Origin of the sequence: uncultured Chitinophaga sp., from assembly GCF_937874145.1 — a bacterium.
Lineage (GTDB): Bacteria > Bacteroidota > Bacteroidia > Chitinophagales > Chitinophagaceae > Chitinophaga.
Genome location: NZ_CALNBI010000277.1, coordinates 1 through 13,493, shown reverse-complemented (window position 1 = coordinate 13,493; position 13,493 = coordinate 1). Strand labels below are relative to the sequence as shown.

At 56.9% G+C, this 13,493-nt stretch carries 10 protein-coding genes and 1 pseudogene; 9 read left to right on the top strand and 2 right to left on the bottom strand.

The features are described 5' to 3' along the window. The 5 genes and pseudogenes from Q0510_RS13760 to Q0510_RS13740 form a co-directional block, all read left to right on the top strand. A pseudogene (locus tag Q0510_RS13760) lies at nucleotides 1-225 on the top strand (ABC transporter ATP-binding protein); the annotation flags it as partial. Further along, complete coding sequence (locus tag Q0510_RS13755) at nucleotides 222-1,766, top strand: ABC transporter permease/substrate-binding protein (protein WP_298712730.1); 1,545 nt, start codon at nucleotides 222-224, stop codon at nucleotides 1,764-1,766. The pseudogene Q0510_RS13760 and the gene Q0510_RS13755, both read left to right, overlap by 4 nt. 1 nt (nucleotide 1,767) lies before the next feature. Further along, on the top strand, nucleotides 1,768-2,949 hold the full coding sequence (gene egtB, locus Q0510_RS13750; RefSeq protein ID WP_298712725.1) for an ergothioneine biosynthesis protein EgtB: 1,182 nt from the start codon (nucleotides 1,768-1,770) through the stop codon (nucleotides 2,947-2,949). 3 nt (nucleotides 2,950-2,952) lie between these two features. Further along, complete coding sequence (egtD, locus tag Q0510_RS13745; RefSeq protein WP_298712722.1) at nucleotides 2,953-3,936, top strand: L-histidine N(alpha)-methyltransferase; 984 nt, start codon at nucleotides 2,953-2,955, stop codon at nucleotides 3,934-3,936. A gap of 53 nt (nucleotides 3,937-3,989) precedes the next feature. After that, nucleotides 3,990-4,628, top strand: a complete 639-nt coding sequence (locus Q0510_RS13740; protein WP_298712719.1) for a hypothetical protein — start codon at nucleotides 3,990-3,992, stop codon at nucleotides 4,626-4,628. Between the two features lie 79 nt (nucleotides 4,629-4,707). On the opposite strand, the gene Q0510_RS13735 is transcribed toward Q0510_RS13740, so the two are convergent. Together Q0510_RS13735 and Q0510_RS13730 are read right to left on the bottom strand one after the other, a co-directional pair. After that, entirely contained in the window at nucleotides 4,708-5,598 is an 891-nt protein-coding gene (locus Q0510_RS13735; RefSeq protein WP_298712716.1) for an aldo/keto reductase, read from the bottom strand. Nucleotides 5,599-5,602: 4 nt separating this feature from the next. Then, the gene (locus Q0510_RS13730; RefSeq protein ID WP_298712713.1) at nucleotides 5,603-7,828 is read right to left on the bottom strand and encodes a family 20 glycosylhydrolase; all 2,226 of its coding nucleotides are present in this window, start codon (nucleotides 7,826-7,828) and stop codon (nucleotides 5,603-5,605) included. Between the two features lie 126 nt (nucleotides 7,829-7,954). On the opposite strand from Q0510_RS13730, the gene Q0510_RS13725 reads away from it, so the two are divergent. The 4 genes from Q0510_RS13725 to Q0510_RS13710 form a co-directional block, all read left to right on the top strand. Beyond that, on the top strand, nucleotides 7,955-9,376 hold the full coding sequence (locus Q0510_RS13725; RefSeq protein ID WP_298712711.1) for an amidohydrolase family protein: 1,422 nt from the start codon (nucleotides 7,955-7,957) through the stop codon (nucleotides 9,374-9,376). 841 nt (nucleotides 9,377-10,217) lie between these two features. Then, nucleotides 10,218-11,090 (top strand): helix-turn-helix domain-containing protein, encoded by an 873-nt coding sequence (locus Q0510_RS13720; protein ID WP_298712708.1) that lies wholly within the window; start codon nucleotides 10,218-10,220, stop codon nucleotides 11,088-11,090. 558 nt (nucleotides 11,091-11,648) lie between these two features. Then, on the top strand, nucleotides 11,649-13,040 hold the full coding sequence (locus tag Q0510_RS13715) for a glutamate decarboxylase (protein ID WP_298712705.1): 1,392 nt from the start codon (nucleotides 11,649-11,651) through the stop codon (nucleotides 13,038-13,040). 35 nt (nucleotides 13,041-13,075) lie between these two features. After that, nucleotides 13,076-13,493 (top strand): amino acid permease (locus tag Q0510_RS13710; protein ID WP_298712702.1); only part of this gene is annotated, 418 nt, incomplete at its 3' end.

Here is a 13,493-nt window from a genome sequence, read left to right as displayed (position 1 = left end):
ACCCGCGCCCGCATCCGGCAGGAATTCACAGAGCTGGACGAGTTCAAAGGCAAAACCGTGGTGATGGTCACACACGACATCCGCGACGCATTCGAGCTGGGCGACCACATCGGGATCATGGACAAGGGCAAACTCATCCAGACGGGCACGCCGGACGAATTGCAGCAAAACCCCGCAAACGACTTTGTGGCGGCATTCCTTCACGGAAAAACGGATGCGCCATGAATGAATTCTTCCAATTTCTGCAAAGCCAGTCCGGCAAGCTGCTCGAGCAAACCTGGACGCACATCCACCTCACGCTGCTATCCGTAGCGCTGGCGATCGTTGCCGGTGTGCCGCTCGGCATTCTCATCGCACGGAAACAAAAGCTGGCGGGCGTTACATTGGGCTTTGCGGGCGTGATGCAGACCATTCCCAGCATAGCGTTGCTGGGCTTTCTCATACCCTTGCTGGGCATCGGTCCCAGGCCGGCGATCTTCGCGCTGTTCCTCTATGCGCTGCTTCCCATCATCCGCAACACCTACACCGGCATCAAAGGCGTAGACGCAACGGTTCGTGAAGCAGCCGTGGCCATGGGGATGACGCGCGGGCAGGTGCTGTTCAAGGCGGAGTTGCCGCTCGCCATGCCGGTGATCCTCGCCGGCATCCGGACGGCCGCGGTAATCAATGTGGGCGTGGCCACGCTGGCGGCCTACATCGCGGCGGGCGGGCTCGGGGAATTCATTTTCGGGGGCATCGCCCTGAATAATACCATCATGATCCTCGCCGGCGCCATTCCCGCAGCATTGCTCGCCATTCTGTTTGATTTCCTGTTGTCGCGGGCGCAAAAGCTGAGCCTGCGGCACTTCCGCTGGGCGGGCGCTGCCGCGGTGATCATATTCGCCGTTTCGGCCATGGTGCCGGCCGCCAAAGGCAAGCTATTGGCCGGTTTCACACCGGAGTTCATGGGCCGCGAAGACGGTTCGCCGGGATTGAAGCGGGTGTATGGATTGAACATTCCTACCGTCGTAATCAACGATGCGGTGATGTACCAGGCATTGTATGAAGAGAAGCTGGATGTGGTCAGCGGATATAGTACCGATGGGCGCATCCGGGCCTTTCATCTCATCACGCTCGACGACGACAAGCATATTTTTCCGCCTTACCACGCCGCGCCGGTAGTCAGGATAGACGCGCTGGAGCGGTTCCCCGAGCTGGGGCCGGCACTGGACCTGCTCGCCGGGCGCATCAGCGACTCGGTGATGACATACCTCAATTACCGCGTGGATTTCCTGCACGAGAGCCCCGCCGCCGTAGCGAGAACTTTCCTGGAAGAAAATGGTTTGTATAAACCGTCCCGGAACGGGATGAAAGGCGTGGTGCGCATGGGTTCGAAGATCTTCACCGAGCAATATATCCTCTGCGAGATGTACAAAATCCTCGTGGAAGGCAACACGGAATTGTCAATTTCTTCAAAAACCGGCCTGGGTGGCACGAAAATTTGTTTTGATGCACTGACGAACGATCAGATCGACTTCTACCCGGAATATACCGGCACCGGCCTGCTCGTCATTCTGCAGGAACCGCTGACAGACCGGCTGAGGGATAAAGACAGCGCTTATCAATTCGTGCGTTCCAGGTTCGGGGAACAATACGGGCTGCAATGGCTGCAGCCTATCGGTTTTAATAATGCATACGCACTGATGATGCGGGAAGCGGCGGCGGAGCAACTGAAGATCCGCACGATTTCCGATCTCACGCGATATCTGAATACGCAAAAAGACTAACATGTTAGACGTAACTACTCCCACGGGGCTCCTGCGGCAATACCTGCAGGTGCGGAAATGGACGGAATCCATATGCCGTCCGCTACAAAAAGAGGATTATGTGGTACAACCTGTAGAAGATGTGAGCCCGCCGAAATGGCACCTTGGCCATACCACCTGGTTTTTCGAGACGATGGTGCTGAAAAAATTCCTGGCGGGATATGTTGAGTTCGATCCCATGTTCAACTTCGTTTTCAACAGCTACTACGAAAGCCTCGGGGCCCGCGTGATCCGAACCAACAGGGGCAACCTGAGCCGTCCGACCGTAGACGAGATCTATAAATACCGCAAATACGTGGATTCCGCGATGGAGCAGCTGCTGGCGCAACCGCTGCCCGCAGAGGCCGAAACCCTCGTAACGCTGGGCTGCCAGCATGAGCAGCAGCACCAGGAGCTGTTGTGGACCGACATCAAGTTCATCCTCGGCAACAATCCGCTCTTCCCGCCATACGATACGGAAGAGCAACCCATATCAAAGCCCGCTTCCCCCATGCAGTTTACCAGCATGCAGGGCGGAGTGTATGAAATCGGTTTTTCGGGTGAGGGGTTTTGCTATGACAATGAACTGGGCCGCCATAAAGTTTACCTGGAGCCTTACGCCATTGCCGGCCGCCCCGTTACCAACGGCGAATTCCTCGCCTTTATGGACGCCGGCGGGTACAAGGAATTTTCGTACTGGCATGCTGAAGGATGGGATTGGGTGAAGCGCGAACAGGCGCACGCACCCATGTATTGGCATAAAGACGATGGCCGGTGGATGACATACACGCTGCAGGGCGTTCATCCTGTAGACCCTGACGAAATCCTTTGTCATATCAGCTTCTACGAAGCCGCTGCGTTCGCCGCGTGGAAAGGCATGCGCCTGCCCACGGAATTCGAATGGGAGGCCGCGGCGCACCTGTTCGACTGGGGCCGGCGCTGGGAGTGGACGGAAAGCGCGTATCTCCCCTACCCCGGGTTCGAGCGTGTAGCCGGGCCTGTCGGGGAATACAACGGCAAGTTCATGGTGAACCAGAAAGTGCTGCGCGGCGCGTCCGACTTTACGCCGGAGGGCCACAGCAGGCATACGTACCGCAATTTTTTCCATCCGCATTTACGCTGGCAGCTTACAGGCATCCGGCTGGCTAAAACCATAAAACCGTAACCGATGAGATCAGTAAACGCTACACTGGCGCCGCCCGTTTCCAAAGCGCGCCAGGCATTTTTACGGGACGTTTTGGAAGGGTTGCAATCGCAGCCCAAAAGGCTCCAGTCCAAATATTTCTATGATGCCGCCGGCGATGCGCTGTTCCAGCAGATCATGCATTGCCCGGAATATTACCTGACGCGCTGCGAAATGGAGATCCTGGAAACGCAGTCCGCCGCGATCGTATCCGCCATCCGCGCCGTGGCGCCCCAGGCCGACCTGGTGGAGCTGGGTGCCGGAGACGCTTCCAAATCGATCCACCTCCTGCGGGAATGGATGCGCACGGGGATGGGTAACCGTTATTATCCCATTGATATATCCGGCAACATCATCCGGCATTTGCAGGATACCCTGCCCGAACAGCTCCCAGGCCTCGACGTGCAGGGCCTCAACGGCGAATACATGGAGATGCTGGCGCGTTCCGGCCAAACACCCGGCCGCGCGCGCGTAGTGATGTTCATGGGCAGCAGTATCGGGAACTTCACGCCGGAAGAAGCCATGGGCTTCCTTTCAGAAGTGCGCCGCCAGCTGCGCCCGGGAGATTTCCTGCTCATCGGCTTCGATCTGCAGAAAAACCCGCGCCTCATCCTCGATGCGTATAACGACCGGCAAGGCTTCACCCGCGACTTCAACCTCAATCTCCTCACCCGCATCAACCGCGAGCTCGACGCCGATTTCCAGCGTCAGGATTTCCTGCATTACCCGACTTACGACCCGTCCACCGGCGCCTGCAAGAGCTTTTTGATCAGCCTCCGCGAACAAGCCGTTCATATCGGCGGCAGCATCGTCCGGTTCCGGAAAGACGAGCCCATTTACATGGAAATCTCCCAGAAATACACACCCGATGGCATACGCGAGCTGGCCTCCCGATGCGGCTTCGTTCCGGTCCGGAACTTTACGGACGATAAAGGCTGGTTTATGGACGCATTGTGGCAGGCCAGGTAACGCAACATTTCAGCACGAGTCTTGTTAGGATAAGGTATAAAACCACCAAAACCATGAAAACTTCATATTACCTTACCCTGTTTGCCATCGTGTTGTTGTCGGCATGCGCCACCACCACGCAGGTCACGAACTTCTGGAGAACACCGGATTCTCCGGCCAAATCATACAACACCATCTTCATTGCCGCCATGGTACACAACCAGGCCGCCAAACAGAGTATCGAAAACAACCTGGCCGCCGCTGCGCAGGACAGGGGTTATAAAGCCATCAAAAGCGGGGAAATCTTTCCGCCCAACTTCACCCGCGAAAACGTGCCTTCCAAAGAAGCCATTTTAAATAAGGTGCGCGAACTGGGGGCAGATGCCATTTTCACCATGGCTGTTGTCGATAAAACCAGCGAAACCCGCTATGTTCCGGGCTCAGGACCGTACGCTCCGTATCCCGCCTGGGGCTGGTACGGCAGTTTCTGGGGATATTACAACTACTATTACCCGATGATGTACAACCCGGGCTACTACACTACCGACAAAACCTACTTCCTCGAAAGCAACCTCTACGACGCCGGCAACGAATCGCTGCTGTTCTCTGTTCAGTCGGAAACCATCAACCCCAACAGCATCGACGACTTCTCCCGTTCCTACACCAAAGCCCTGGTGCAGGCGCTGGAACGGCAGGGTTTGCTGAAAAAATAATCCTACCGATAAAAAATATAAAGGCTGACCAGGTAACCGGTCAGCCTTTCGTTTATACCAGGGAAACTAAGTTTCCAGGTCACACATGTTGTTCGTATTCGCGGACGGGCACGCTTGCGGTGAGCATTTCGTATTCCGCTTCATTGAAGCGCGGCGCTTCGGCCGCTACGTCTTCCAATTGGGCTATGGTGCGCAATCCTGCCACGGCGCTGGTTACCGCCGGATGCATCAGCACGAATTTCACGGCCGACTGCCCCGGCGTGCGCTCCTTCCCCGACACTTCCGCGATGGCGGCCTGCGCCCGCTCCACTTCCTGCTGCGACAGGTGGAGGTAATCCACCGCCGGCTTCCCGGCCAGCAAACCTTTGGCCAGGCTGCCGCGCGCCAGCACGCCGATGTTATGTTGCTCCAGGATGGGCAGGCAGGTGGCTTCGGGCCGGCGGTCGAGCAGGCTGTATTGCATCATCACGCTCACGATGCGGCTGCGTTTTGCATATTCGCGGATAACGTTGGGGCGGATGGAAGAAATCCCGTAATGCCGGATTTTCCCCTGCTGCTGCAGCAGCTCGAACGCTTCGATGGTTTCGTCGATAGGGTCATCGATCGTGCCGCCATGCAGCTGGTACAAATCGATGTAATCTGTCTGCAACCGCTGCAGGCTCTTCTCCGCGCAGGCCAGGATGTAATCCTTGCGCGGGTTCCAATCCCAGCCGGAGCCATCGGGGCGCCACTGGTTGCCGGCTTTGGTGGCGATGATGACGTCTTTGCGTTTCTCCTTCAGCGCCTTGCCTACGCTGCTTTCGTTGAAGCCTTTATCGTAGAGGTCGGCCGTATCGAAGAAGTTGATGCCCAGTTCCACGGCCCGGCGGAGGATCCGCGCGTTGGCGGAATCATCCATCCCGAGCGACATGCAGCCGAAAGACACTTCACTGATGCGCAGCCCGCTGCTGCCGAGGGTATTGTACTTCATACTCCTAATATACGATAATCTCGTCCGTGAACAGGAAGCCCTTCTGCACAGGGGCTTTCACACGGATATAACGCCCCTTCTGCCCCTGCAGCCCGAATTTGAAATCCTTGAAAATAAGTTTCTCGTGTGTTGGCGGAACATCGTTCTGCACGGTGAATACCTTTGCCTTATCGAAAGCCGCCGGGTCGTCGGCAACCTGCACCGTCACCGCCGGCGGCATGTACACACCCGGGCCCGTCAGCTGCATGAAGCCGACCTGGAGGCTTTCCAGCGGCTGCGATGCGCCGAGGTCGATGGTTACATCCACCCCTTTGCCAAGGAACCCTTGCCACTGGCCGTCGCCATAGGTAAGGGAACCGCGGTACCCGTTCACCAGCGTGGCCGCGTCCTGCGCGGGGTAACTGCCGCTCCAGGGCGCGTTGTAGATCACCTTTTTGCCGATGGCTTTGTGATAATGAACGGGCACCGTCACCGGCCGGCCCATCAACATCGTATCACGGAACACGGCCGCCATGAGCTGCGCCGTGCCGGCCACTTCAACAGGACCGCCGTACAGCGCCGAGTTCACCGTCGGCCGCGTACCGTCGAGCGTATAGCGGATCACAGGGCGGAACTGCTCGGTTTCGAAGGAAACGATGGTCAATTTGCGCATGGTATCAATGATGGTTTTAGGTTCCAGCTGCCAGGAAGGACGGTAATAATTCACCTGCTTCCGTTGCAGCAGCCGGTAATGCGCCTGCAGCCGCGTTTTGAAATCTTCCCAGCTGCGTTGTTCCTTCTGCGACCACACCACTTCCGACAGCGCGAGCGCCCGCGGGAACACCATGTATTCGACCTGGTAAGTCGCAGGCATATATTCGGCCCACACGTTGGCCTGCGCGCCCAGCACATGATGCGCTTTATCCGCCGCCAGCGCCGCCGGCACCGGTTCGTAGGAGTAGACTTTCGACAGCGGAAGGTAACCGCCGATGGTAAGGGGCTCGGTGGATGGATCGGACTGGTAACTGTCGAAATAGCAATACCCGCCGGGCGTCATCACCACATCATGCCCTTCGGATGCGGCCGTGATACCGCCTTTCTCTCCGCGCCAGCTCATGACGGTGGCTTCAGGAGCGAGGCCGCCTTCGAGGATCTCGTCCCAGCCCATGAGTTTCCGGTTGTTGGCGATGAGGAATTTCTCCATGCGCTTCACGGCATAGCTTTGCAGCCCTTCTTCGTTGGCCAGCTGATGTTCGCGGATGCGGCGCTGGCATTTGGGGCATTCCTTCCAATGCTTTTTCTCTGCTTCGTCGCCCCCGATGTGGATATATTTCGACGGGAAGATGTCCATTACTTCGCGGAGCACGTCTTCCAGGAAAGTGAAGGTGCTGTCGTTCCCCAGGCAGAATTCGGATTGCTTGTACGGCTCGCCCGCGCAGGAAAGGTGCGGGTACACGGCGAGCACTTCTTCGGAGTGCCCCGGCATTTCGATCTCGGGGATCACGGTGATGCCGCGTCGCGCGGCGTAGGCCACCACGGCGCGGGCTTCTTCCTGCGTGTAATAGCCGCCGTATGCGTTGGGGCTGCCTTCTTCAAGATAATGGCGCGGGCTGTTCCACCATTCCATGTAATTGGCATGTGTGCGCCAGGCCGCCTTTTTCGTGAGGGCGGGATATTTTTTGATCTCTAAGCGCCACCCGGCCCCGTCGGTAATATGCCAGTGGAAAACGTTCATCTTGTACATCGCCATGAGATCGATATACTTATACACGAAGGTGAGGGGGAAGAAATGACGGGATACATCGAGATGCAGCCCCCTGTACCCGAAGCGCGGCCGGTCTGATATCGTAACCGCGGGGAGGATGTTCTGATCGGGCTGCGTAGCCATGATCTGCAGGAGCGTGTAAATGCCATGCAGTGCGCCCGCGCGGCCGGAAGCGTAAATCCGCACCTGGTCAGGCGAAATAAGCAAACGGTACGCCGCACTGTCGGCCGCCTGCCGCGTGATTTCCCGCAGGATGCGGATATTACCCGCCGTTCCTTTCTTCAGGGTGATACCGGATTGCTCAGCCAACAAGGCCGCCGCGTCGGCGAAAGCCGGATCGGCGGTGATGGTTGTTTGGGTATTGATGGAAAATTGTCCGGGCTGTTCCTGCACCTGTATGGGTGCGGGAATTACATTCACCCGCGCCGTTTGCGCCTGCGCCTGCATACCCACAACCAGCAGCGCGATCAATCCGAGTCGCTTCATCGTTCACTGTGATTTTTTATCCGGGGTGAAATTAATACTTCCCGACAAAAACGCCGCCGCTAAAAAATGCCCGGATTGTTTCAGCATGTACCATCGCGCCAAACGGGACGGGCGTATTTTCACCGGATGAAACGAACGCTCCTGTTACTATCACTCGCCGCCGTCTTTTCCGGCGCGCGCGCGCAGAAGGTGCCCGCCGATCTTATCATCCGTTCCGTGTCGGTTATCGACGTAGAACGCGGCCGCACGGCTGCCGACCAGGCCGTTGTGGTGAAAGACGGGCGCATCATCGCCGTGACCCCTACCGGTAAACTCAGGCACTCCGCTCCCGTGGAGGTCGACGGTTCCGGTAAATTCCTCATGCCGGGGCTGTGGGATAACCATATGCACTTCGGCGGCGGCGACACCCTCGCCCACGAAAACCGCAACCTCCTCCCTCTCATGCTCGCCTACGGCATCACCGGCGTACGCGACTGCGCGGCCGATATCAGCCACTTCGTACTGCCCTGGCGCGATTCCATCGCCAAAGGACTGATCGACGGCCCGCACATCTTCACTTCCGGTCCCAAACTGGAAGGTTACAAATCCGTTTGGAAAGGCGACATTGAAATCGGGACGAAGGAAGAGCTGGCCAAAGCGCTCGATTCCCTGGAGGGGCTGCGCGTCGATTTCGTAAAAATCACGGACAATACGCTACAGCCTGCCCTCTACCTGGAAAGCATCCGCGAAACCCGCAAACGCGGCCTGGCGATTTCAGGCCACGTGCCCTACGCCATTCCCATGAAAGATATTGTAGATGCCGGCATCAGTTCCATCGAACATATCACCTACCTGCTGAAAGCCGGTTCTTCCGAAGAAGCGGGCATCAGCAAAGGCGTGGCCGACGGCAGCCTGAAAGGCCGCGCCCTCAGCGAAAAGATCAATACCACCTACGATAAAGCCTCGGCACGGAAAATGTTCCGTTACATGGCTTCCAAAGGCGTGGCTGTAACGCCCACCCTGAGCCTCGGGCATATCCTGTCGTACTGGGACGAGCACGACCGCAGCCACGATGATTACCTCCGCTACATCGGCAAAGGCCTGCAAAGCACCTACGCCGGCCGTGTGAATAACATCCTGAAGCATGATGCCGCCGCCATCGCGCAGCGCAAAGCCAGTTACGAGCGCTCATCCGCCGTGCTGGCCGACCTGGTGGCAGCCAACGTAACCATCCTGGCGGGCACGGATGCGGGCTACCTCAATTCCTACTGCTACCCCGGCCTGGCGCTTCATGAAGAGCTGGCGCTGATGGTGAAATACGGGATGACGCCGCAACAGGCACTGAAAGCTTCGGTGATCAACGGCCCGAAATTCCTGCAACAGAAAGGATACGGCGCCGTTGCGCCCGGCATGCATGCAGACCTCCTGCTGCTCGACGCCAATCCGCTGGACGATATCCACAATACGCAAAAAATCCGCGGCCTCGTTTCCGGGGGGAGATGGAGGGACCGCGCACAACTCGATGAACTGCTGGCCGAAACCGCAAGGCGCACGGCCGCGGGGATTTGACATACCAGTCCTTTGGTAAAACCACTGCCGCTTCCCACCCGGGAGGCGGCTTTTTTTATGAAAAATCCCCGCCGTTCATCAAGGAGATTTTTCAATTGTTTGTTTTTTGATATATTTAATGAATTAATACTAGCGGAGAGGAACCGATAGTCGGGTAGTAACCATCAGCAGAACCGAATAAACACCAGGAAAAAAAGGAAACATGACGGAAGATAAGCACAGACCGCTGGAAATTATTGATAACCTGAAGCTCCCGCCGGAGAAAGAGCCGCCAAAGCAGGGAAAGGATTGTCCGGCTTGCGGGGCGAGGTCCTCCAAACAGGCGGGGCTTACGCATTGCGCGTTTTGCGGGCACGAATTTTCGTCCGGCCCGCCGGAGGGGAAAGGGGATAAAAAGACTTAATGCAACTCCACGAGCCGGCCCTGCGCCGGCTTTTTTATGGGAGACGGATGATAGTATCTTGACCAGGGGGCAGTGACAGGGCGGCGAGAAGCCCTGAATAACGTGGAAACACCGCGTGGCGTTGACCCGGCGAGGACGAACGAGGTGGACTTGAGGTGGACTTGATGCGCTGTTGAGCCGGGTGAATATATTATCAGCAGTAGCCCGAAACAACCGCAGCGGATGGGCCAAAACCCAGCACAGGGGAGGCTTTCGCGACAGCCAAACGGGAGAAATAGCGGATCATCCCGGCGAGGATGTGACGGAAAAAATTGTACTTTCGATGTTCATCCGCCAATGCCATTTATGAAAAAGCTATCCATCCTTCTAACCAGGCATTACCGACCTATCAGTATCGCAGCGCTTTTAGACGTTTTCCAGACCGTCAACAATTACTACTTGGAGAACACGGGCCTGCCGTATTTCGACATCCGGCTGATCCGGCACCCGGAAGATGAAACGGTCGCATATCCTGACGAGCATTACCAGCCGCTGTCGCATGAAGAAGTGACGGCGTCTGACCTGGTGCTGATCCCCGCATTCAGGCCGGGGAACATTCCGGATTACCTGAGGGAAAACACGGCGTTTGTGCCGTGGGTCCGCCAGCAGGCGGGGAAAGGCGCGGAAGTGGCGAGCTTTTGCACGGGGGCGTTCCTGCTCGCGGCAACAGGCTTGCTCAACAACCGCCGCGCCACCACGCATGTGACCGCCGTAGAAGCATTGACGCGCCACTTCCCGGAAGTGATCGTGGACGCCGACGTGGTGGTTACAGACGACCGCGGGGTGTATACGAGCGGAGGGGCAACATCCACCTTTCACCTCCTGCTGCACATCCTTGAGAAGTACTGCAACCGCACCACGGCGATTTACACGGCGAAAGTGTTCGCCATCGACATGGACAGGGCGCAGCAGTCGTACTTCGCCAACTGGTCGCCCAGCCGCGCGCATAACGACGAGCTGGTAACGGCCGCGCAGCAAAGGATGGAAGAGCGGTTCCAGGACAGGGTAACGGTGGAGGAAGTGATCCACGATCTGCCGGTGAGCCGCCGTAATTTCATCCGCCGGTTCAAAAGCGCGACGGGCGTAACGCCGATCGAGTATTTGCAAAGGATCCGCATCGAAGCGGCGAAAAAACTGCTCGAAGAAAAGCAGGACAACATCACCGGTGTGATGATCCAGGCCGGGTATGAAGACGCGAAAGCATTCCGTCAATTGTTCCGCAAAATTGTTGGCCTTTCCCCAAAGGAGTACCGCGAAAAATACGCGGGTTAACCCTTTCCCACTGACTCTAAATCATTTTTTTCCTGCCGCGGATGCCTCAAGGCGCCCGGGATGGGGATGTTTTTGCCGGGGCACAAGACTTGAACGGGGTGTTTGCCGGGTAAATTACCTCGTTGGCCTATAAAATTCACTGCCCGTAGGGGTAAATTATTAGCTCATCGCATAAAATTTATAGGTCAACGAGGTAAATTATCGGGTCGTCCTGTAAAATTTATAGCTCACCGGGGTAAATTATTAGCTCATCGCATAAAATTTATAGGTCAACGAGGTAAATTATCGGGTCGTCCTGTAAAATTTATAGCTCACCGGGGTAAAACACTAGGTTAACCCGCAAAAATCATAGATGGGTTTGTATTCAGAACTGACAATTCCCCGATGCTTGTATGCTTATCACTGTTGAACAAATCCAATTTAATCCTGTTAATCAATCAGTAAACCCTTTCCACTACATCAGCACTGCACCTTCCGATATGCATGCGCACCGGTTGCGTCCGGCGAAGCCATGCCCCATCGTAACGTTTATCCTTAATCCATTTAAATAGTGTTCACATGGCCTTACATGAAAAAAACGCGGTTCGGGGATTCTTCAAGGAAGCGGTGTATGCTTCCTCCGATCTGACCATCTCGGCGCCGAAGTACAGGTTCCCCGGTACGGAAATGGACCCCAGGCATGCTTATGCAATCGTATCCGATGAAATGCTCCTCGACGGCAACTCCCGCCAGAACCTCGCCACCTTCTGCCAGACCTGGGTAGAACCGGAAGTGCACCAGATCATGGACCTGACGATCGACAAGAACATGATCGACAAGGACGAATATCCCCAGACAGCAGAGATCGAAAACCGCTGCGTTCACATGCTCGCCGACCTCTGGAATTCGCCCGACGCGGCCAATACCATCGGCTGCTCCACTACCGGTTCTTCGGAAGCCGCCATGCTCGGAGGGCTGGCGCTGAAATGGCAATGGCGCAACCGCCGCAAAAAAGAAGGAAAAGATACCAGCAAACCCAATATCATCACCGGCGCCGTGCAGATCTGCTGGCATAAGTTCGCGCGTTACTTCGACGTGGAAATACGCGAACTGCCCCTCAGCCCGGACAAGCTCACGCTCAACCCCGACGATGTAGCCGCCGCCTGCGACGAAAACACCATCGGCGTGGTGCCCACCTTCGGCGTCACCTTCACCTGCATGTACGAAGACGTCAAAGCCATCAGCGACCGCCTCGATAAATTGCAAAAAGAAACCGGCCTCGACATCCCCATGCACGTAGACGCCGCCAGCGGCGGGTTCATCGCGCCGTTCGTAAGCCCCGAGATCGTGTGGGACTTCCGCATCCACCGCGTCAAATCCATCAATGGTTCCGGGCATAAGTACGGTCTTTCACCGCTCGGCGTGGGCTGGGTGATCTGGCGCGACCGCTCCGATCTTCCCGAAGACCTTATTTTCTATGTCGATTATCTCGGCGGCAACATGCCGACTTTTGCGCTGAACTTCTCGCGGCCCGGCGGGCAGATCATCACCCAGTATTACAATTTCCTGCGCCTCGGCCGCGACGGATATAAAAAAGTGCAGGAAGCCGCATTGGGCCATGCGCAATATATCGCCGACGAGATCGAGAAGCTGGGGTTATTCACCCTATTTTATAACGGAAGGGGCGGTTTGCCCGGCGCCAGCTGGAAGATGAAAGACGGCGCCAACCCGGGTTTTACGTTGTATGACCTGGCAGACCGGTTAAGGATGCGCGGATGGCAGGTACCTGCCTATCCCCTGCCCGCCCATATGCAGGACGTGGTGATCCAGCGGATACTCGTGCGCCACGGCTTCAGCCGCGATATGGCGGCATTGTTCATCAACGACGTGAAGCGCGCCATCGAGTACTTCAAGAACCACCCCGTTTCTTCACCCGCTACGCAGAAAGAATCCGGCGGTTACCATCACTAGGGCGCAACATCCTTTTCCTCATCAACAATCGCAATATGGCATCTGAAAATAAATCGATCACCACCGTGCAGCTGGCGTTAATGACGGCGGCGGCGGTGATCTCCCTCCGGGGGCTTCCCATGATGGCGAAGGAAGAACTGACGATGTTCTTTTACATCGGGTTCGCCACCTTCCTGTTTCTCATGCCCGCCGCACTGGTGGGCGCCGAGCTGGGCAGCGCCTTCGCCGCGAAAGGGGGCGGTGTTTACACCTGGGTGAAGGAAGCGTATAACCAGAAACTGGGCTTCCTCGCCATTTTCCTGCAATGGATCCAGAACGTGGTGTGGTACCCTACCGTGCTCGCTTTCGCCGCAGCCGGCATCGCCTGGAGCAGCGCACCGGGTTGCAACGCCCGTGGCGTGGTGGATTACGTGCTGGGCAGCGTGCTGACCCTTGCCGAGCGTGAGGGCGTTG

Coding starts and splice junctions, on each gene's coding strand:
- Q0510_RS13755 (WP_298712730.1), top strand. CDS start 222: ATGAATGAATTCTTCCAATTTCTGCAAAGCCAGTCCGGCAAGCTGCTC.
- egtB (WP_298712725.1), top strand. CDS start 1,768: ATGTTAGACGTAACTACTCCCACGGGGCTCCTGCGGCAATACCTGCAG.
- egtD (WP_298712722.1), top strand. CDS start 2,953: ATGAGATCAGTAAACGCTACACTGGCGCCGCCCGTTTCCAAAGCGCGC.
- Q0510_RS13740 (WP_298712719.1), top strand. CDS start 3,990: ATGAAAACTTCATATTACCTTACCCTGTTTGCCATCGTGTTGTTGTCG.
- Q0510_RS13735 (WP_298712716.1), bottom strand. CDS start 5,598: ATGAAGTACAATACCCTCGGCAGCAGCGGGCTGCGCATCAGTGAAGTG.
- Q0510_RS13730 (WP_298712713.1), bottom strand. CDS start 7,828: ATGAAGCGACTCGGATTGATCGCGCTGCTGGTTGTGGGTATGCAGGCG.
- Q0510_RS13725 (WP_298712711.1), top strand. CDS start 7,955: ATGAAACGAACGCTCCTGTTACTATCACTCGCCGCCGTCTTTTCCGGC.
- Q0510_RS13715 (WP_298712705.1), top strand. CDS start 11,649: ATGGCCTTACATGAAAAAAACGCGGTTCGGGGATTCTTCAAGGAAGCG.